The following is an 18,038-nucleotide window of genomic DNA, read 5'->3' on the forward strand; positions in this document are numbered from 1 at the left end:
TCGGTCAAGACCGGAATCGGTTGCGAACTGATCACGGCTGTAGGAGGAGTGGGTGGGGCCGGTGGCGTAGGCGGCCTGGTTGTGCGGGGAGTGTGGGGGACGCGGGGGATACGGCTCCTGTACGCCTCTTGCGCGGGCGTCCCTCCGTACGCTGAACTGACGTACCGTCAGATCTCTGCGGCGACCGAAGGCCGAGGCACGGGAGGCTCCGCGCATGGACACGATCTGGCTCACCGGTGCGCAATGGCTGGCCGTGCTCCGCATCGGGCTCGGGCTGTGGTGGCTGGAGAGCTGGCGGCACAAGGACAAGAAGAGCTGGTTCGAGGGCAGCGGGATCGGGTGGGCGGCGGACGTCGCCGCCAAGCACCGGTGGAACGCGGTGCGCAGCGGCTTCGACGTGGTCGTCAAGCCGCGCCCGCGGACGATGGCGTACGTCGTCCTCTACGCCGAACTCGCCCTGGGCCTCGGCCTGATCGCCGGCCTCCTCACCCCCGTCGCCCTGATCGGCGGCCTCCTCCTCAACCTCCTCTACCTAGTCCTCATGATCCACGACTGGGCCGAGCAGGGGCAGAACTCGATGATGGCGCTGATCTCGGCCGTCGCCCTGTTCGGGATGTCCTGGCAGACCTGGTCGCTGGACAGCGCGCTGGGGTTGTTCACATGAGCGCGCGCTTCGACGTACCGGAGGCGGACGCCTTCACCCGCCCCTACTGGCAGGCGGCGGCGGAGGGTCACCTCCTGCTGCGCCGCTGCGCCGCCTGCGGCCGCGCCCACCACTACCCCCGCGAGTTCTGCCCCCACTGCTGGAGCGAGAACGTCACCTGGGAGCGGGCGAGCGGCCGCGCCACGCTCTACACCTGGTCCGTCGTCCACCGCAACGACCTCCCACCCTTCGACAAGCGTGTCCCGTACGTCGCCGCCGTCGTCGACCTCGACGAAGGCCCCCGCATGATGACCGAGGTCGTCGAGTGCGAGGAGGGGTCGCTGCGGATCGGGATGGGCCTGGAGGTGAGGTTCCGGGGGGCGGGGGAGGGGACGCAGGAGATCACGGTGCCGGTGTTCCGGCCGCGCGGTTCAATGGGCTGATGACCGATGGTGAGGACACGGACGACAAGCCCCTGACCCTGCCCACCCACGAGCTGCACGGTCACGGCCTGCGCCTGCGCCGCTGGGACCCGGAGTCCGACGCCGACGTGGAGGCATGGCTGCGTGGTTGTCTCGATCCGGAGTTCCAGCGCTGGAACACACCGCTGAAGCCGATGGGGGACTTCGACGGCGTCCGGGAAGCGTTGCGAGCAAGGTTCCGTGAAGACATGACCGGAAGCGGCGCCTCCTTCCGGATCACGGACGCGGCGACCGGAGAGATCCTGGGGCACGTCGGCATCAACGACATCAACCCCGCCGTACGCCTCGCCCACATCGGCTACTGGGTGCTCCCCGAGTCCCGAGGCCGCCGCGTCGCCACCCGCGCCCTGACCCTGGCCGCCCGCTTCGCCCTCACCGACCTCGGCCTGAACCGCCTGGAACTGAACCACGCCGTCGGCCACCACGTGTCCTGCCGCGTCGCCGAGGGCTGCGGGTTCCGCTACGAAGGGACGAGGCGGGGCGCGATGTTCGAGGCAGGACGGAGTGACGCGTTCCGGGACGCGCATCTCCATGCGCGGATCGCGGGGGATGCGGAGCCGGCGGTGGAGCGCGGGGGCGGGGGCCGACCTTCGTCTCCGTGATTGCCTCGGTGAGGGGTCCGCGGCTCGTCACGCGAAAGGCCGAGGACTTCAAGGGGGTCGAAGGCGCCGTGCTTGTGGTTGCTGGTGACTGCTGAGTGCCCCGGTCACACCCCTGCCATGTACTCGGTCACGGCCACAGCAGTTCGCCGGCCCAGCCGGTCTTCGTGCGGCGGTATGTGAGGCGGACGTGGCGTCGTTCGGCGTCTCCCTGGAAGAACTCGACCTCGACCGGGCGCAGGTGGTACAGGGTCCATGTCGGGACCGGGGCGTCCGGCTCGTGCCGGGCGCGGTCCCAGGCCGCCTGCGAGGCCCTGCCCAACTCCTCGACCGAGCCAAGGACTTCGCTCTGGTGGCCGACCAGGGCCGCCGCCAGCGCTCCCGTCGAGCGGGCGTGCAGATCGGCCTGGCTCTGCTCGGGCGGCGCGGTCGTGACCGGGCCCCGGACGCGGATCTGGCGGCCCTGCGCGGGCCAGTAGAAACCGAGCGCCGCGTGGGGGCGGGTGGCCAGCTGTCGTCCCTTGCGGCTGGTCGAGTGGCTCGCGAACGACCAGCCGTGCTCGTCGTCGGCGCCGTGCAGCATCACCGTGCGGACGTCCGGCGACCCGTCCGCGTCCGCCGTCGCCAGCGACATCGTGTGCGGCTCGGGCTGGCCCGCCGCCACGGCCTCGGCCAACCATCGCCCGAAGAGGGCCAGGGGTTCCCCGGGCGCGGTCTCCGGGTCGAACGCGGGCAGGTCGGTGACCTCGGAGTCCCACACCCGCAGCGACCTGAGCAACTCGTGAAGATCGGTTCCCATGCCATGAGTATCGCTCCCGGGTCCGGCGCAGCCGCGCCGCGGACTCCCGGGGTCCCGGACTCCCGGACTCCCGGGGCCCCGGGGTCAACCGTCCCGCCCCAGCACCACCGTCCCCGACGAGCAGAACCATCCCCCCGTGCCGGACGCGACCGCGAGCCGTGGCACCTCCCCGTCCGGCCTGCGCACCTGCCGCCCCTCGCCCGCCTCGCCCCGCAGTTGCCGTACGGCCTCCACCAGCAGGAACAGGCCCCGCATGCCGGGGTGTTGGGCCGACAGGCCGCCTCCGTCGGTGTTGACCGGGAGTTCACCGCCGTCGACCAGGAGGCGGCCCTTCTCCACGAAGGCGCCGCCCTCGCCCTTCGCGCAGAAGCCGAGGTCCTCCAGCGTCACCAGCGTCATGTACGTGAACGCGTCGTAGATCTCGGCGAAGTCCATCTCCTGCGGCCGCAGCCCGGCCCGCGCGAACGCCAGCCGCCCGCTGACCGCCGCCGGGGACACGGTGAAGTCGTCCCACTCCGACATGCTCGCGTGCGAGACGTGCTCGCCGGTGCCGAGGACCCACACCGGTGCCGTGCGGCAGTCCCGTACGTACTCCTCGGCCGCCAGCAGCACCGCCGCGCCGCCGTCGGAGCGGATGCAGCAGTGCAGCTTGGTGAAGGGGTCCGCGATCATCGGGCCGGACAGGACGTCGTCGACGGTGAGCGGGTCCCGGAACATCGCCTCCGGGTTCGTCGCCGCGTTCGCGCGCGCTTGGACGGCCACCGAGGCGAGCTGCTCAAGCGTCGTGCCGTACTCGTGCATATGGCGGCGCGCGGCCATCGCGTACTTCGCGATCAGGCTGTGGCCGTACGGCACTTCGAACTGGAGCGGGCCGCGGGCGCCGAAGGACAGGTTGCCGGTGCGGCGGCCCGCTCTGATGTCGGCGCGGGCGGTGGAGCCGTAGACGAGCAGGACGGCGTTCGCGTGGCCCGCGGCGATCGCGTCCGCCGCGTGGGCGGCCATGACCTCCCAGGTGGAGCCGCCGACAGAGGTGGAGTCGACCCACATGGGCTTCAGACCCAGGTATTCGGCCACTTCTATGGGGGCCAGCGTGCCCAGGCCCGCCGACGCGAAGCCGTCGACCACCGAGCGGTCGAGGCCCGAGTCCGCCAGGGCCCGGCGGGCGGCCTGCGCGTGCAGGGCGTACGGGGTCGCCTCGTCCACGCGGCCGCAGTCGGAGAGGGAGGCGCCCACCACAGCCACCTTGCGGTTCCCCGGAGCAGCAGTCATAAATCTGACGGTACATCAGATGCGGTTGCCTCCGGGAGGGCGTCGTGGCGTCGCGGCTCTGTGCATCTGCCGACCCCCGTCCTAATATGACGCGCCGTCAGTTCCGAAGGAGTGCGCCATGGACGCCCGCTTCACCGCCGAACAGGACGAGATCCGCCGGACCGTACGGGAGTTGCTGCTCAAACGCTCCGGCCCGGAGGAGGTGCGTGCCGCCGTCCGCACGCCCGCCGGATACGACCCGGTGCTGTGGGAGTCGCTCGCCGGTCAACTCGGCCTGCCCGGCCTCGCTCTCCCGACGGCGTACGGCGGAGTCGGCTGCTCGGTCACCGAACTCGCGCTCGCCTGCGAGGAGTCGGGCCGCGCCCTCGCCCCCTCCCCGCTCCTCTCCACCGCGGTCCTCGCCGCCCCGCTGATCCTGGCCCTCGGCACCGAGTCCCAGCGCTCCGAACTGCTCCCCCTCCTCGCCTCCGGCGAACTGACCGCCGCCCTCGCCGTGCCGGGCGCGGGCCTCGCCACCGCCCTCGGCCTGGTCGGCGACAACCACGGGGACTGGGCGGGCGGCGGGCGGGCCGGCGGCGTACAGGCCCGGCAGGTCGAAGGTGTCTGGCGCCTCTATGGGCAGGCGGCACAGGTGCTCGACGGACATAGCGCGGACGTACTTGTGGTGGCCGCCCACACAGGAGGGTTCGCTCGCTCGCGGACGCTGCTGTTCCTCGTACGGGACAGCCGGGAGGGCCGGGAGGGCCGTGAGCATCGAAACCGTCGTGAGCGGTCGGACGGCGGTCTTGTCCGGGTGCGGCAGACCGCCCTCGACGAGACACGACCGCAGGCGCGCATCGAAATGCGGGACGTGGAGGCCGAGTTGCTGGGGGAGAGGGAGGGCTCGGACGTGTCCGGCGCGCTCGCCGCGGTCGGGAACACCGCCGCCGCCGTACTCGCCACCGAGGCCGTCGGCGCGGCGGACCGCGCGCTGGAGCGGACCGTCGAGTACGTCAAGCAGCGGGAGCAGTTCGGGCGGCCGATCGGGTCCTTCCAGGCGGTGAAGCACCGGCTCGCGGACGTGTACGTGCAGGTGCAGGCGGCACGGTCGGCGGCGTACTACGCGGCGTGGGCCGCCGGGACCCGGACCGGAGCGGGATCCGATGCCGGGGCCGAGGCCAGGGCCGGGTCCGGATCCGATGCCGGGTCCGATGCTGGGGCCGGGGAACAGCGCGTGGGTGCGCTCGCCCTCGCGCAGGCGCTGGAGGCGCTGCGCACCGCCGCCTCCGAAGCGATCCAGCTGCACGGCGGCATCGGCTTCACCTGGGAGCACGAGGCCCATCTGTACTTCAAGCGGGCCGCCGGCGACGAGTTGCTCTTCGGGCCCGTGCACCGGCTGCGGGCGTACGCGGCGGACGCGACGCGGCTCTTCGACGGGGAGGTGGTGGTGTGATGGCCGCACGTGCGCCGCTGGGGGTCCGGTTCGTGCAGAAGGTGTCCTCCACGCGCACCTTCGCCAAGGTCGCCCCGCATCTCATCCCGGCCCTGGACCGCGCCGTCCACCGGGTGACCCGCGGAAAGGTGCTGCTCAGCGCCCAGATGCTGCCCGGCGTCATCCTCACGGCGCGCGGTGCCAAGAGCGGACTGCCCCGGCGTACGCCTCTGGCCTGCATGCCGGAGGAGGGTGGCGGCTGGCTCCTCATCGGGTCCAACTTCGGGCGCACCGACCACCCGGCCTGGACCGGCAACCTCATCGCCCACCCCGACGCCGACATCAGCTGGAAAGGGGCGGACGTCCCCGTCACGGCCCGGCTCCTGGAGGGGGAGGAACGGGCGGAGGCCTGGAAGGCGGCGCTGGCGTTCTGGCCGCCGTACGCCACGTATCAGGCCCGGATCGACCGGCAGATCCGGCTGTTCAGGGTGGTACGACGATGAGCACGCCGCCCGGCACGCTCCGTCGGTCTTCAGCGCCTCAGAGGGCGGCGAGCTGCTCGACCAGCAGGAAGCCGCCGATGCCCAGCATGGCCGCCCCGGAGGTGCGGACCACGGCGCGCGCCGCGGTCGGGCGCGCATGCAGAACGGCACGGGCGAGCAGGCCGACGGTGAGGTAGACGGCGGCGCAGTTGGCCATGTGGACCGCGCCGAGCGCGGCGGTCTGAGCGGCGACGGGAACGCGCGCACCGGTGGTGACGAGGAACTGCGGCATGACCGAGAGGTAGAGCAGCAGGCCCTTGGGATTGAGACCGCTGATGCCGGCGCCGCGCAGGAAGGTACGGGTGGGGGACGCGGGCGGCGTCCCGTCCGCCGCGCCCGGCGCGACAGGCGGCCGGCGCAGTACGCCCCACCCCAGCCACACCAGATAGCCGGCGCCCGCCACGGTGAGCGCCGTCAGCAGCGCCGGTGACCCCGCCACCAGCACCGACAGCCCGGCCACCGCCAGCAGCGTGTGCCCCGCGTACCCGGCGACCAGACCCAGCACCGCCGGAAGGACCGAGCGGCCGCGCAGACCCGCCGTGATCACGTACGCCCAGTCGGCGCCCGGCACGCACACCAGCAGCAGGTCGAGCGCGAGGAAGGCGGTCACTGTTCCCATATCCACGAAGGGGACATTAGGCGTGATCCGGCCAAAGGTGTTCCCGGAGTTTGCCCTTGATCGCCAGTTATGAGGGAAGATCTGCCTCATGGACGTCGTGGACCAGAAAATTCTTGCCGAGCTCCAGCAGGACGGGCGACTGACCGTCACCGAGCTCGCCGCGCGGGTGCGGCTGAGCGTCTCGCCGTGCCACCGGCGGCTGCGCGAACTGGAGCGGTCCGGCGCCATCCGCGGCTACCGGGCCGTCGTCGACCCCGCCGCGCTCGGTCTGACCTTCGAGGCCCTCGTCTTCGTCTCGATGCGCCAGGAGGACCGGGACACCGTCGCCGACTTCGAACGCGCCCTCGCCGAGATCCCGCACGTGCTGGACGCGGAACGGCTCTTCGGGGAGCCCGACTACCTGCTGCGCGTCGCCACCGCCGACCTCGCCGCCTTCCAACGGCTCTACGACGAGCGGCTCGCGACCCTTCCGGGCGTACAGCGGCTGACGTCCACGCTGGTGATGAAGCATGTCGTCGCCGATCGGCCACTGCCCGTGTAGTCACCGGCACAGCGCAGCAGGCGGCAGTCCACCAGGGTGGACTGCCGCCTGCATGACAGGAGTGGGGGCCGGTGAACGGGGAGTTACTTCGTAGGCTTCTTGCCCGTGACACCCAGATGCACCAACAGTGCCAGGTTCGGCTTGAGTTCAGCCTGTTTGACGCCCCACGTCTGGAAGCCCTTCTGATGCGAGGCCACCGCGGCGAGCATCGCAACGAGCGAACCGGCCATCGCCGCCGGGTTCACGTCCTTGTCGACCTTGCCCTTGGCCTGGAGCTCGGTGACCGTGTCCGTAAGGGAGTTGTTCACCGAGTTCAGGATCTTCATGCGGATCTTGTAGAACCGCTTGTCGCCCTCGGCGGCGCCCAGATCGACGACCCGCAGGATCGCGTCGTTCTTGCGCCAGAACTCCAGGAATCCGTCCACGAGTTCCTGGGAGGTCTGCCATCCGGCCTTGCCGACCCACGAGCGGCCCGCGAGCAACTGGGTCAACCCGGCGCCCTCCGCGGCCATTTGCTCGGCGATCTCCAGGACGGCGCCTTCGACGTCCGGGAAGTACTGGTAGAAGGTCGCGGGTGAAGTGCCCGCCTTCCGGGCGACATCAATGACTTTGACGTCCCGGTAGGGCGAAGAGCTGAGCATTTCGCTGAGGCAGTCGAGCAGCTTCTGCCGGGTCGCCTGCCCACGCCGTCCGGCCACGCGGCCATCGACGGTACGCACTTGTCCTGTCATGCCGTCAGCTTACCGAGGGGTGATCGGAGCGCGATTCGGCCGACTGCAAATGGGGTGCGCCTGCTCTGCGGGATGCGTGAGAGGCCATTAGCTTGGCCGCATGGCCGAACCCACGGCATCCGCCGCATCCGACAAGAACGGTGCCCCGGGCGACGAACCGGCACCGGTGACGCACGGTGCATCGGACGACAGTCCGGAGCCGGTGACGAAGGGTGCGCCCGGCGACAGCTCGGCGCCCGGGAGGAACGGTGCGCCTGACGACCGGCAGGGACCGGTGACGGGCGGTGCGCCCGGCGACAGTCCGACGCCTGGGAGGAACGGTGCGCCTGACGACCGGCAGGGACCGGTGACGGGCGGTGCGCCCGGCGACAGTCCGACGCCCGGGAGGAACGGTGCGCCTGACGACAGGCCGGGACCGGTGACGGGCCGTACGCCCGGCGACAGTCCGGCGCCCGGGAGGAACGGTGTGCCCGGCGACAGCCCGGTACCGGTGGCGAGCGCGGCCCCCGGCGGCAGCCCGGCGTCGGCCGCGAACCGGGCGCCGGACGCAAGTGGCGCACCTGCCCCCTTCGCCGAAGGCGTCCCCTGCTGGGTCGACGCCCAGCTTGCCGACGTCGAAGCGGGCAAGCGCTTCTACGGTGAGCTCTTCGGGTGGACCTTCGAGGAGGCGTACGGCTCCTCCGCCTGGGCGTATCTCGACGGGCAGCCCGTCGCCGCCCTCGCCCCCAAGCACGACGGCCGTATGCCCACCGTCTGGACCGTGTACTTCGCGGCCCCCGACGCCACCGCGCTCGCCCGCCGGATCGGGGCGGCGGGCGGCCAGGTGATCATGGCGCCCCTGCCCGTCGACCGGCTCGGCACCACCGTGCTCGCCGCCGACCCCGAAGGCGCCGTCTTCGGGCTGTGGCAGCCCGGCACCCACACCGGCTTCGGGCGGCGCCACGTTCGCGGCACCTTCTGCTGGGCCGAGCTCTACGCCCGCGACACGGCCACCGTCGACCGCTTCTACGGCACCCTCTTCCACGACGCCCTCTTCGGCCCCGACGCCACCCCGGACTTCGGCCGCGCCGTCGTCTCCGACGTCTTCCCGGCCGAGATGCCGCCCCACTTCCTCGTCCACTTCGGCGTCAAGGACTGCGAGGAGACCCTCGGGGCGGTCCAGCGGCTCGGCGGCCGCGTCCAGGCGACGCCTTTCGACACCTCCTACGGGAGAGTGGCGGTGGTCACGGACAGCCAGGGGGCGTCGTTCGCCGTACTTCAGCGATGATCCTCGTACGAAGAAGTGTGGGTTTGTACCTAGACACCCCGATCTGACCCCTGGTTCGCAACCAGTGGCGCGGCCAGGAAGAATCGGGGTGCGTGCCGCCATGGCGGTGCGGTGGTGAGACGCTGCACTGGGCTGCGTTCATACGTGGATGACGCGGCCCGTACGGGGAGGTGGCAGGCAAGTGGTGGATCAGCTGACGCAGCACGATCCGCGGCGGATCGGGCCGTTCGAGGTGCTGGGACGGCTGGGTGCGGGCGGCATGGGGCTGGTCTATCTCGCGCGCTCGGCGTCCGGGCGGCGCGTGGCGATCAAGACGGTCCGGACGGAACTCGCCGAGGACCAGCTCTTCCGCGTCCGCTTCACCCGCGAGGTGGAGGCGGCGCGTGCCGTGTCCGGCTTCTACACGGCGGCCGTCGTCGACGCCGACCCGCGTGCCGCCGTGCCCTGGCTGGCCACCGCGTACGTGCCCGCGCCCTCGCTAGAGGAAATAGTGAATGAGTGCGGGCCCATGCCGGCCCAGGCCGTCCGCTGGCTCGCCGCGGGCGTCGCCGAGGCGCTGCAGTCCATCCATGGCGCCGGGCTCGTCCACCGCGACCTGAAGCCGTCCAACGTCCTCGTCGTCGAGGACGGGCCGCGTGTCATCGACTTCGGCATCGCTTCCGGCGTTTCGAACACTCGTCTGACCATGACGAACGTCGCCGTCGGCACGCCCGCCTACATGTCCCCCGAGCAGGCCAAGGACTCGCGCAGTGTGACCGGCGCGAGCGATGTCTTCTCACTGGGCTCCATGCTCGTCTTCGCCGCCACCGGGCACGCGCCCTTCCACGGGGCGAACCCCGTGGAGACGGTGTTCATGCTTCTGCGTGAAGGCCCTGACCTGGAAGGACTCCCGGACGAACTCCGTCCGCTGATCGAGTCCTGTATGCAGATGGAGGCCACCGCCCGGCCGAACCCGGCCGACCTCCAGTCCCAGCTGGCACCCCACCTCTTCGGCTCCGGCTCCGACGACAGCGGTACGGCGTCGGCGTGGCTGCCCGAGCGGGCGGTGGGTCTGATCGAGACGCGCCGCGGCGGCCGTGTCGCGGCCAGTCCGCCGGCGAAGAACCGCAGCACCGGCGGGGGCGGCCGGGCGAACGTACCGCCGCCGCCCTTCCACGCCCCCTCCTCCGCCGGCGCCCCCGACACCGGGCCCGTGCGGCTCGCCGGGGCCCCCGTACCCATCGGGCCCGGGCCGCGCGTCGCCGACGCCCGCGCCGCCGCCGTGAAGGCGCCTCCTCCGGAGGCCGGTCTCGCCGCCTCCTGGTCCCGGCCGCGCGTCGGCGTCAACGGCACCGACCTCGTGGCCGGCCTCGCGCCCCCGGTGCCCGCACCGGCACCGGCCTCCGAGTCGGCGTCCGGCTGGCGGCCCTGGCGTTTCCGCATGTCGAACGACGTGTGGGGCAAGCCCGCCGTCGCCGGCGACCTCGTCTACGTCACCTCCTTCGAAGTCCACGCCCTCGATGTGGGCACCGGCCGGCGCCGCTTCAAGACGCGCGACGTCGCCTGGTCCATGGCCGTCGCCGACGGCCGTATCCACGCCTCCGACGGCCCCACGCTCTTCGCCCTCGACGCCCGCGAGGGCGGCGACCTGTGGCGCCTGTCCACCGACGCCTGGGTGTACTCCCTCAAGGCCGACCGCGGCACCGTCGTCACCGGTACGCGCGGTGGTGGCGTCCAGGCCTGGGAGGCCTCGGGCGGCCAGAAGCTGTGGGAGATCTCCGGCGCCCAGACGGACTTCGAGTCCCCGGAGGCGGGGCCCGCCGTCCACGACGGCACGGTGTACGTCTGGAAGGACGCCCGGCTGCGTGCCCTGGAGGCCCGCACCGGGGAGGAGCGGTGGTCGTACCCGATCGGTGACGCGGCGTCCTGCGGCGGAGTGCCGGTGCGGGTGACGCAGGCTCCGGACGGGTACGTGTACGTCTCCGCGGGCACGCGGGTGCTGGCCGTCGACGTCGCCAGCGGCCATGTGCGCTGGCACTTCGAGGCGCCCGCGGTGTTCCTGAGTCCGCCTACGTTCGCGCCCGGGCCGGCGGTGACGGGCGGTGGCGTGTACCTCGCCGACTACCTCGGGACGGTGTACGCGCTCGACGCCACGGACGGGCGTGACCGCTGGCGCATCGCCACCGAGTCGCGCGCCTCGATCGAGCCGGTGCTCGTTGCCGGGGGGCATGTTCACGTGGGCAGCGGCAAGGGGCTGTACACGCTGGACGCGGTCACCGGTACGCCGAAGTGGCGCTTCCAGGCGGGCGGCGACATCGTGGGCGCGCCTGCCGTCGCCGAGGGGCGCATCCACTTCGGATCCACGGACCACCTCCTGTACACCCTCAAGGCCGACGACGGCCGACTGCGCTGGAAGCTGGCCACCGGCGGCGAGATCACCGGCGCTCCCGTCGTCAAGGACGGCGTTGTGTACGCCTGCAGCAAGGATCGGTGTGTGTACGCGCTTGACGCGGAGAAGGGGACGGGGACGGCACGGACGACTTGACGTCGGGTTCGCAGGGGGGGTTCGTAGTGGGTCGGGTCCGTGCCGGTACGTCTTGCCCGTCGCCGCGTGGGCGTACCGCCCGGGGGTCGAGCACGGCGAAACTCGGCTGGGGGCCGGCTACGCGACGGGCAGAGACGTACCGGCACGGACCCTTCCGTGTGTACTCGGCTGCGGGTGCGTGGGGGCGGTTGCCCACCCGGCAGCAGCGGCGGGTGTGTGTGACGCCGGGGGCCGGGGCCGGCGAAGCCGCGTTTCTGCGGTGCGTGTGACCCCGGGGGGCCGGCGAAGCCTCGTTACTGCGGGCAATCGTGCCGCTAGGGGCGGCACGGGTGGGCGCAGCGGCACCCCGTAAACGCCGGGCTGCGTGACCCACCCCCGGCCGGCACCAACCCCGGGTGACAAGGAAACAAGGGGTGCCCGGGGTTTGCCCACCCACCCCGGGTGAGCGTTCAAATCAGGGGCGAGAGGGGTTTGCCCGCCCGCCCCGGAGGGTCAGGTGTGGTCCTGGGGTGGGCGGCGCCAGGTGGCGGTGGGCTGGTCCTCGGGGGGTGTCGTGGTGCCGGGCTCCGGCGGGGGAGCGCCGAGCGGGGGAGCCGTGGGCTCGGACGGCTCCGGCGGCAGGGGCTCACGGCGGCGCCCCCGACCCCGCAGCAGCGCGGCAGCGACAAGCAGCAGCACACCGCCCCCGAAGGCCATCGCGACCCCCAGCCCCAGCCCGTTGCCGTCCGAGTCGACGCTGAGACTGCCCTCGGCCTGACCGACGCGGACCATCCACAGGACGGTGAAGCCGAGGACGATCACGCCGGCCAGGGCCACCAGCACCCGCGACTGGACCAGGACCCCGGCGAGCGTGATGACGCCCGCGATGACCAACGGCAGGAAGAGCGAGGCGAACAGCCCCGCCCGCACATCGGTGACGCCGGACGAGGAGAACAGGTCGCCCAGGCGGTAGGAGCGCCCGTGACGGCCGTCGTACCAGGCACGGAAGGGGCTCCAGACGGCGGCCGTCGCTCCGACGAGCGCGAGTATCGATCCGAGTACGTTACGGGCCATACATGGCCCTCCTCACCGCTCTCGCTCCCGACGCTACGCCCGGCGCGCCATGTCCGCCACGTGGCGTCGAGCGCCCGGGTGGGAGGGGAGCGCCGGTGGGGCGGGTCGCGTGTCGGGGCGTGGCCAACCGCCCGGCTCCGTAGGGGCGTTGGCGCGGACGGAGGGCGCTCGGAAAGCGCTGCTAGGGTGACGGTTCCCGGTCGGCGGATCTTGGAATTCGGGCCGGGTTCCTCTTTTCCCGTATGCGGTCCTTCCGCATGTGGTCATGACGATTTCAACGGGGGTTGAAACGTGAAGCTTCGCCATGTCCGTGCCATCGCCGTCTTCGGCGTCGCCGTGGTCGCGCTCACCGGAGCCCGCGGCTCGCACGGCGGCGGCTGCAGCAGCGGTTCGAGCCACTCCTCCAGCACCGGCGGGGGAACGAGCGGCGGCAGCCACTACGACGACGATGACGACGACAGCGGTTCGGCCTCCACCGGCACGACCGGGTCCACGGGCACCACGGGGAACTCCAGCGGTTCCACCACCGGTACCGGCAAGGCCACCGACCCCGTCGACGACGTGAAGATCGAGACCTGCGTCTTCGACGAGTCGCGCGGCATCGTCGCCCACGTCAGAGCCACCAACAGCAGCGCGAGTACGACGTACACGTACAAGTTCTCCGTGACCTTCAGGGACCCGGCCGGAGCCACCGTGCGCACCAGCGACTCCACCATCCCGTACGTCTCCGCGAGCAGCGAGGACACCCTTGACGTCGCCGCCTCCTACGTCCTCAAGGACGGCGAGACCGGCAGCGACACCGCCTGCGTCCTCAAGGGCGTCACCCGCACCGCGGGCTAGGGGGTGTAACACCCCCTGGCCCGGTCAGCGGGTTCTGAAAGCCGAGCGGCGGGCGGTGAAGAGTCCCGCCTGCCGCTCGCTGGGCAGATTGCCGAGCGCGATGAGGTGCGGCGCCTGCGCGAACGCGTGGGCGCGTGCCGCCTCCTTCGCCGCCCAGCAGGCCCGTACGGTGCCCTGCACGGCCTCCACCGGGTACGAGGCGATCACGGCGGCGCTGCGCACGGCTGCCTCGACCGCCTCCCCGGGCGCGGTCACCTCGGACACCAGGCCCACCTCGTACGCCCGCCGCGCCGAGATCCGCTCGGCGTTCCCCATCAGCGCCATCCGGGCCACCTCGCCGGGCGGCATCCGCTGTGCCAGGTAGATCGACTCGTACGCGCTGACCATGCCGTAGGTGGTGTGGGGGTCGAAGAACGTCGCGGACTCGTCCGCGACGACGAATTCCGCCTCGCCGATGAGATAGAACGCGCCGCCGCACGCCATGCCGTTCACGGCGGCGACGACCGGCTTCCAGAGGTCGTTGGCCTTCGGGCCGATCGAGATCAGCGGATCGTCGATCATGTAGGGGGAGTTGGGCTGCGGCACGTCCGCGTCACGGTCGAGGCCGGTGCAGAAGGCGCGGGCGCCGGCGCCGGTGACGACGACGGCCCGCACCGAGTCGTCGAAGCGGAACTCCCGCCAGGCTGCGGCGAGTTCGGCGGCCGTGGTGAGGTCGATGGCGTTGAGCCTGGCGGGCCGGTCGAGGGTGAGGACGGCGACCCCGCTGTCCTTGTCGGCGGTCACACGGAGGCCGCCCGTACCGCCGGGGGTCGTCATGGGCGCTCCAGAACCCAGTGGGGCACGGTGACCCCGCCGATCTCGGCGAAGACCGCCTGCACGCGCGCTCCGATGCGCAGGCGTTCGGCGGGAACGGAGTTGAGGGGCGCGCCCGGCCCGCTGACCAGGTTCCCGACCAGCCGTATGCGCGGCGCCTCCGCCAGCTCCACCATGATCGCGTTGTACGGCGCCTGCGCGGCGTAGGCGGGGAGGAGAGGCGGGTGCGGGATGACGTACGACCAGATGCGGCCCCTGCCGCTCATCCTGCGCCACTCGCTCTCGAAGGAGTGGCAGTGCGGGCAGCAGGGCCGGGGCGGGAAGCGGAGTTCGCCGCAGCCGGAGCAGGCCTGGACGCGGAGTTCGCCCGCGGCGGTGTACCGCCAGAAGGGGGCGCCGTCCTCGTCCACGACGGGTTCGAGCATCCGGATTCTCAACTCCTCAGGAGAAGGGCGGAGGTGGGGACTCCCTCGCCCGCGGTGACCAGGCAGGTCGTGGCGCCGGGGACCTGGGCGGTGCTCGTCCCGCGCAGTTGCTTCACGCCCTCGTTGATGAGGTTGAACCCGTGGACGTACGCCTCGGAGAGGCCGCCGCCACCGGTGTTGAGGGGCAGCCGCCCGCCGATCTCCAGCGCGCCCCCCTCGGTGAAGGCGGCGCCCTCGCCTCGTCCGCAGAAGCCGTAGCCCTCCAGGGAGAGCGGGATGAGGGGGGTGAAGGCGTCGTAGATCTGTGCGACGTCGACGTCGTCAGGGGTGAAGTCGGCGTGTTTCCACAGGTGTCGGGCTGCGGTCCAGGAGGGGCCGGTGAGGGGGTCGTCGTTCCAGTAGTTGACCATGCCGTGGTGCTGGGCGGGCAGGCCCTGGGCGGCGGAGTGGACGTAGACGGGCGGCCGGCGGCAGTCCCGGGCGCGCTCGGCCGACACGATGACGCAGGCCAACGCCCCGTCCGTCTCAAGGCAGTTGTCGAAGAGGCAGAGGGGCTCGCTGATCCAGCGGGAGGTCATGTACATCTCGCGGGTCAGGGGGCGGTCGTACATGATCGCGGCGGGGTTCTGGTTGGCCCGGTTGCGGCAGGCGAGGGCGACGTTGAAGAGGTGGTCGCGGGTGGCGCCGTACTCGTGCATGTAGCGGCGCGCGAGCATGCCGATCTCGTCGGCCGGGCGCAGCAGCCCGAAGGGGCGTGTCCACTGGGCGGGCGTGGGGAGTTGGACGGTGGTGTTCTTCCACGGGCGGGGTCCGCTGCCCCGCTTGCGCGACCGCCAGGCGACGCCGACCGTGGCCTGCCCGGTGGCGATGGCGGCCGCGAGATGCGCGACGGTGGCGCAGGAGCCGCCGCCGCCGAAGCCGACCTTGCTGAAGAAGGTGAGGTCGCCGACGCCGAGCGCCTTGGCCACCTCCACCTCGTCCGTCTCCTCCATCGTGTAGGAGGCCAGCGCGTCGACCTCGCTCGGCGCGATCCCGGCGTCGTCGAGTGCGGCGAGCACGGCACGGCAGGCCAACGTCTTCTCCGAGTCGACGAGTTGCCTGGCGAAGGGGGTCTGCCCGATGCCGACGACGGCCGTCGCGTCCTTGATCCCTGCCCCGGTCCCTGGCATGGGCACGCACCTCCTGGTGAAGTCCCGGAAGCTGACAGGGCGTCAGGCTACAGCTAATCTGACGGTCAGTCAGCTATGCGTGTTGGTAGGGAGGCCCGCCGTGCGCGGTGACGTGGTGTGGGGAAGCATTCCGGGACTGGTCCGCTCGGCGGCGGCACGCTTCGCGGACCGCGAGGCGGTCGTCGAGGGCCGCACCCGCCTTTCGTACGCGCAGCTGGGCGCCCGTGTCGAACGGGCAGCGGCGGCCTGCATGGCCAACGGGGTGCGGGCCGGTGACCGGGTGGGGATCTGGGCGCCCAACACCCTGGACTGGATCGTGTCCGCACTGGGTGCGGTGTCGGCAGGAGCCGTCCTCGTCCCGCTGAACACACGCTTCAAGGGCTCGGAGGCGGCGTACGTACTCTCGCGCAGCCGGGCGAAGCTGCTGTTCGTGACGGGGACCTTCCTCGGGACGTCGTACGTCGCCTCGCTGCGGCGGGCCTGCGCATCCGGCGGCGGCCGCGGCCCCCTGCCCGCTCTTCCGCACCTGGAGCAGGTGGTGGTCCTCTCGGACGACGCCCCCGCCGACTTCCGCACCTGGAAGGACTTCCTGGCGAGCGGGGACGGGGTGGGCGAGGCGCGGGTCCGGGAGCGGGAGGCGGAGATCTCGCCCTCGTCCCCCTCGGACATCATCTTCACCTCCGGCACGACGGGCCGGCCCAAGGGCGCGGTGATCACCCACGCGCAGACCCTGCGCGGCTACGAGATCTGGAGCGACCTGGCGGGCCTCAGACAGGGCGACCGCTACCTGATCGTGAACCCCTTCTTCCACACCTTCGGCTACAAGGCCGGCGTCATCGCCTGTCTGATGCGCGGCGCGACGATGGTCCCGCAGCCCGTCTTCAACATGGACACGGTGCTCGCGAACATCGCCTCCGAACGCATCTCGGTCCTCCCGGGCCCTCCCACCCTGCACCAGTCGCTGCTGGACCACCCCTCCCGGGAGGCGTACGACCTGTCGGCGCTGCGGCTGGTGGTGACGGGGGCGGCCGTGGTGCCCCTGCGCCTGGTCGAGCGCCTTCGGACGGAGCTCAGGATCGACACCGTACTCACCGCGTACGGCCTCTCCGAGGCGAGCGGCATCGTCACGATGTGCCGTCGCGGCGACGCGCCCTCGGTGATCTCCTCGACCTCGGGCCGGGCGATCCCGGGCACGGAGGTCCGCGTGGTGGACTCCACCGGCACCGCACTCGCCCCCGGCGCGCCCGGTGAGGTCCTCGTCCGCGGCTTCAACGTCATGCGGGGCTACTTCGAGGACGCGGAGGGCACGGCGGCCGTCCGTACGGACGACGGCTGGCTGCGCACGGGCGACGTCGGCGTCCTGGACGCCGAGGGCAACCTCCGTATCACCGACCGCATCAAGGACATGTTCATCGTGGGCGGCTTCAACGCGTACCCGGCGGAGATAGAGCAACTGCTCGGCCTGCACCCGGACGTGGCGGACGTGGCGGTGATCGGGGTCCCGGACGGTCGGCTGGGTGAGGTCGGCAAGGCGTACGTGGTCCGCCGCCCGGAGTCCGTCCTGACGGGCGACGACCTCATCGCCTGGTCCCGCCGCGAAATGGCGAACTACAAGGTGCCGAGGGAGATCGAGTTCGTCCGGGAACTGCCCCGGAACGCGAGCGGGAAGGTGGTCAAGGGGGAGCTGCGGGGGCGGTGACCCGGAGGGCTCGCGGACGCGCTACGGCCGCGTCGGCCAGAGCAGTGCCTGAGCGACGATGACGTTCTCACCGTCGAAGGTGACAGCCGGGCCTTCGTGCAACTCGTAACCCAGGCCGATCATTTCGCTCACACGACGGCAGAACGAGGCGTCGTCCGGGCCGGTCAGAACGCGGTAGACGGGCAGTCCGTCCGGTGGTGTGCTCATGAGGGAAAGGGTCTCAGGCTCGCCCCGGATGCCCGCTGCCGCCCCCATGGCCTCGGAGTCGCGATAGAGCGCCCTTTATGCGGGTCGCGGAAGCACGACTCTGAAGGCAGAGCGCCAGTTGGCGCTTGGAAGGTGTGCACTGCAGGGCTTCGGTCATTCAAGGCGTGTCCGTGTCCATGCCCGCGGGACGTGTCGGTCGGGTGCGTCGACCTGAAGAAGGAGAACTGCACCGTGCGGAGTGTGGCTGAGGTGCTCAGGTCTTGGGCGGATTAGCCGGCGGGGTACGGCGATGGGGCCAGGCTTTCAGACTCTGTTGGTTAAAGGCGCTCTCCGCGTGACGTTGGGCTTCACCGCTTGGTTGTAGGCGGTGAAGGCCAACGTTGTGTTCGGGGAGGGCGTCGGTGT

The 18,038-nt window shown here is 71.7% G+C and carries 19 protein-coding genes; 10 read left to right on the top strand and 9 right to left on the bottom strand.

The genetic code is table 11. The annotated features are described in order from the left end of the window. Positions 1 to 214: 214 nt before the first annotated feature. From ACN6LB_RS01340 to ACN6LB_RS01350, 3 genes are read left to right on the top strand one after another with little or no spacing between them, the layout of a single operon-like run. Positions 215 to 664, top strand: a complete 450-nt coding sequence (locus ACN6LB_RS01340) for a DoxX family protein (RefSeq protein ID WP_356144432.1) — start codon at positions 215 to 217, stop codon at positions 662 to 664. Continuing rightward, complete coding sequence (locus tag ACN6LB_RS01345; RefSeq protein ID WP_445024174.1) at positions 661 to 1,086, top strand: Zn-ribbon domain-containing OB-fold protein; 426 nt, start codon at positions 661 to 663, stop codon at positions 1,084 to 1,086. The genes ACN6LB_RS01340 and ACN6LB_RS01345 overlap by 4 nt, the downstream gene beginning before the upstream one ends. Beyond that, the gene (locus ACN6LB_RS01350) at positions 1,086 to 1,727 is read left to right on the top strand and encodes a GNAT family N-acetyltransferase (protein WP_445024175.1); all 642 of its coding nucleotides are present in this window, start codon (positions 1,086 to 1,088) and stop codon (positions 1,725 to 1,727) included. Before ACN6LB_RS01345 ends, ACN6LB_RS01350 begins: the two co-directional genes overlap by 1 nt. A gap of 127 nt (positions 1,728 to 1,854) precedes the next feature. On the opposite strand, the gene ACN6LB_RS01355 is transcribed toward ACN6LB_RS01350, so the two are convergent. Continuing rightward, entirely contained in the window at positions 1,855 to 2,523 is a 669-nt protein-coding gene (locus tag ACN6LB_RS01355; RefSeq protein ID WP_445024176.1) for a pyridoxine/pyridoxamine 5'-phosphate oxidase, read from the bottom strand. Between the two features lie 84 nt (positions 2,524 to 2,607). Continuing rightward, positions 2,608 to 3,792, bottom strand: a complete 1,185-nt coding sequence (locus ACN6LB_RS01360) for a thiolase C-terminal domain-containing protein (RefSeq protein WP_445024177.1) — start codon at positions 3,790 to 3,792, stop codon at positions 2,608 to 2,610. Between the two features lie 118 nt (positions 3,793 to 3,910). On the opposite strand from ACN6LB_RS01360, the gene ACN6LB_RS01365 reads away from it, so the two are divergent. Then, positions 3,911 to 5,224 (top strand): acyl-CoA dehydrogenase family protein, encoded by a 1,314-nt coding sequence (locus ACN6LB_RS01365; RefSeq protein WP_445024178.1) that lies wholly within the window; start codon positions 3,911 to 3,913, stop codon positions 5,222 to 5,224. Then, on the top strand, positions 5,224 to 5,706 hold the full coding sequence (locus ACN6LB_RS01370; protein ID WP_356144420.1) for a nitroreductase family deazaflavin-dependent oxidoreductase: 483 nt from the start codon (positions 5,224 to 5,226) through the stop codon (positions 5,704 to 5,706). The genes ACN6LB_RS01365 and ACN6LB_RS01370 overlap by 1 nt, the downstream gene beginning before the upstream one ends. 37 nt (positions 5,707 to 5,743) lie before the next feature. Here ACN6LB_RS01370 and ACN6LB_RS01375 read toward each other — a convergent pair whose 3' ends face one another. After that, positions 5,744 to 6,364 carry a LysE family translocator gene (locus ACN6LB_RS01375; protein WP_445024200.1) on the bottom strand — a complete coding sequence of 207 codons (621 nt, stop codon included), beginning with the start codon at positions 6,362 to 6,364 and terminating at the stop codon, positions 5,744 to 5,746. An 88-nt stretch (positions 6,365 to 6,452) separates the two neighbouring features. Here ACN6LB_RS01375 and ACN6LB_RS01380 point away from each other — a divergent pair, with 88 nt between their 5' ends. Next, on the top strand, positions 6,453 to 6,905 hold the full coding sequence (locus ACN6LB_RS01380) for an Lrp/AsnC family transcriptional regulator (RefSeq protein WP_356144416.1): 453 nt from the start codon (positions 6,453 to 6,455) through the stop codon (positions 6,903 to 6,905). A gap of 83 nt (positions 6,906 to 6,988) precedes the next feature. On the opposite strand, the gene ACN6LB_RS01385 is transcribed toward ACN6LB_RS01380, so the two are convergent. Then, positions 6,989 to 7,636, bottom strand: coding sequence for a TetR family transcriptional regulator (locus ACN6LB_RS01385; protein WP_445024179.1), 648 nt, complete (start codon positions 7,634 to 7,636; stop codon positions 6,989 to 6,991). 466 nt (positions 7,637 to 8,102) lie between these two features. On the opposite strand from ACN6LB_RS01385, the gene ACN6LB_RS01390 reads away from it, so the two are divergent. Together ACN6LB_RS01390 and ACN6LB_RS01395 are read left to right on the top strand one after the other, a co-directional pair. Further along, positions 8,103 to 8,903 carry a VOC family protein gene (locus ACN6LB_RS01390; RefSeq protein ID WP_445024180.1) on the top strand — a complete coding sequence of 267 codons (801 nt, stop codon included), beginning with the start codon at positions 8,103 to 8,105 and terminating at the stop codon, positions 8,901 to 8,903. 181 nt (positions 8,904 to 9,084) lie between these two features. Further along, complete coding sequence (locus tag ACN6LB_RS01395) at positions 9,085 to 11,427, top strand: outer membrane protein assembly factor BamB family protein (protein ID WP_445024181.1); 2,343 nt, start codon at positions 9,085 to 9,087, stop codon at positions 11,425 to 11,427. Positions 11,428 to 11,919: 492 nt separating this feature from the next. Here ACN6LB_RS01395 and ACN6LB_RS01400 read toward each other — a convergent pair whose 3' ends face one another. After that, positions 11,920 to 12,480 (bottom strand): hypothetical protein, encoded by a 561-nt coding sequence (locus ACN6LB_RS01400; RefSeq protein ID WP_445024182.1) that lies wholly within the window; start codon positions 12,478 to 12,480, stop codon positions 11,920 to 11,922. A 291-nt stretch (positions 12,481 to 12,771) separates the two neighbouring features. Between ACN6LB_RS01400 and ACN6LB_RS01405 the strand changes: the two genes are divergently transcribed. Beyond that, positions 12,772 to 13,320 carry a hypothetical protein gene (locus ACN6LB_RS01405; RefSeq protein WP_445024183.1) on the top strand — a complete coding sequence of 183 codons (549 nt, stop codon included), beginning with the start codon at positions 12,772 to 12,774 and terminating at the stop codon, positions 13,318 to 13,320. Between the two features lie 24 nt (positions 13,321 to 13,344). Here ACN6LB_RS01405 and ACN6LB_RS01410 read toward each other — a convergent pair whose 3' ends face one another. Genes ACN6LB_RS01410 through ACN6LB_RS01420 form a run of 3 tightly spaced genes read right to left on the bottom strand, consistent with a single transcriptional unit; the run spans position 13,345 to position 15,727 of the window. Then, on the bottom strand, positions 13,345 to 14,136 hold the full coding sequence (locus ACN6LB_RS01410; RefSeq protein WP_445024184.1) for an enoyl-CoA hydratase/isomerase family protein: 792 nt from the start codon (positions 14,134 to 14,136) through the stop codon (positions 13,345 to 13,347). Further along, positions 14,133 to 14,558 (bottom strand): Zn-ribbon domain-containing OB-fold protein, encoded by a 426-nt coding sequence (locus tag ACN6LB_RS01415; RefSeq protein WP_445024185.1) that lies wholly within the window; start codon positions 14,556 to 14,558, stop codon positions 14,133 to 14,135. Before ACN6LB_RS01415 ends, ACN6LB_RS01410 begins: the two co-directional genes overlap by 4 nt. Before the next feature lie 8 nt (positions 14,559 to 14,566). After that, on the bottom strand, positions 14,567 to 15,727 hold the full coding sequence (locus ACN6LB_RS01420) for a lipid-transfer protein (protein WP_445024186.1): 1,161 nt from the start codon (positions 15,725 to 15,727) through the stop codon (positions 14,567 to 14,569). 100 nt (positions 15,728 to 15,827) lie between these two features. Here ACN6LB_RS01420 and ACN6LB_RS01425 point away from each other — a divergent pair, with 100 nt between their 5' ends. Beyond that, positions 15,828 to 17,426: a FadD3 family acyl-CoA ligase gene (locus tag ACN6LB_RS01425; RefSeq protein WP_445024187.1), complete on the top strand. Its 1,599-nt coding sequence runs from the start codon at positions 15,828 to 15,830 to the stop codon at positions 17,424 to 17,426. A gap of 21 nt (positions 17,427 to 17,447) precedes the next feature. Here the strand turns inward: ACN6LB_RS01425 and ACN6LB_RS01430 are convergent, their stop codons facing one another. Beyond that, entirely contained in the window at positions 17,448 to 17,633 is a 186-nt protein-coding gene (locus ACN6LB_RS01430; protein ID WP_356138267.1) for a DUF1737 domain-containing protein, read from the bottom strand. Positions 17,634 to 18,038: the final 405 nt, after the last annotated feature.

The sequence above is a fragment of the Streptomyces sp. SAS_270 genome (assembly GCF_052543295.1).

What these genes read in the sequence shown, in the direction of transcription:
- ACN6LB_RS01340 (WP_356144432.1), top strand. Translation starts at nt 215, where the DNA reads ATGGACACGATCTGGCTCACCGGTGCGCAATGGCTGGCCGTGCTCCGC.
- ACN6LB_RS01345 (WP_445024174.1), top strand. Translation starts at nt 661, where the DNA reads ATGAGCGCGCGCTTCGACGTACCGGAGGCGGACGCCTTCACCCGCCCC.
- ACN6LB_RS01350 (WP_445024175.1), top strand. Translation starts at nt 1,086, where the DNA reads ATGACCGATGGTGAGGACACGGACGACAAGCCCCTGACCCTGCCCACC.
- ACN6LB_RS01355 (WP_445024176.1), bottom strand. Translation starts at nt 2,523, where the DNA reads ATGGGAACCGATCTTCACGAGTTGCTCAGGTCGCTGCGGGTGTGGGAC.
- ACN6LB_RS01360 (WP_445024177.1), bottom strand. Translation starts at nt 3,792, where the DNA reads ATGACTGCTGCTCCGGGGAACCGCAAGGTGGCTGTGGTGGGCGCCTCC.
- ACN6LB_RS01365 (WP_445024178.1), top strand. Translation starts at nt 3,911, where the DNA reads ATGGACGCCCGCTTCACCGCCGAACAGGACGAGATCCGCCGGACCGTA.
- ACN6LB_RS01370 (WP_356144420.1), top strand. Translation starts at nt 5,224, where the DNA reads ATGGCCGCACGTGCGCCGCTGGGGGTCCGGTTCGTGCAGAAGGTGTCC.
- ACN6LB_RS01375 (WP_445024200.1), bottom strand. Translation starts at nt 6,364, where the DNA reads ATGGGAACAGTGACCGCCTTCCTCGCGCTCGACCTGCTGCTGGTGTGC.
- ACN6LB_RS01380 (WP_356144416.1), top strand. Translation starts at nt 6,453, where the DNA reads ATGGACGTCGTGGACCAGAAAATTCTTGCCGAGCTCCAGCAGGACGGG.
- ACN6LB_RS01385 (WP_445024179.1), bottom strand. Translation starts at nt 7,636, where the DNA reads ATGACAGGACAAGTGCGTACCGTCGATGGCCGCGTGGCCGGACGGCGT.
- ACN6LB_RS01400 (WP_445024182.1), bottom strand. Translation starts at nt 12,480, where the DNA reads ATGGCCCGTAACGTACTCGGATCGATACTCGCGCTCGTCGGAGCGACG.
- ACN6LB_RS01410 (WP_445024184.1), bottom strand. Translation starts at nt 14,136, where the DNA reads ATGACGACCCCCGGCGGTACGGGCGGCCTCCGTGTGACCGCCGACAAG.
- ACN6LB_RS01415 (WP_445024185.1), bottom strand. Translation starts at nt 14,558, where the DNA reads ATGCTCGAACCCGTCGTGGACGAGGACGGCGCCCCCTTCTGGCGGTAC.
- ACN6LB_RS01420 (WP_445024186.1), bottom strand. Translation starts at nt 15,727, where the DNA reads ATGCCAGGGACCGGGGCAGGGATCAAGGACGCGACGGCCGTCGTCGGC.
- ACN6LB_RS01430 (WP_356138267.1), bottom strand. Translation starts at nt 17,633, where the DNA reads ATGAGCACACCACCGGACGGACTGCCCGTCTACCGCGTTCTGACCGGC.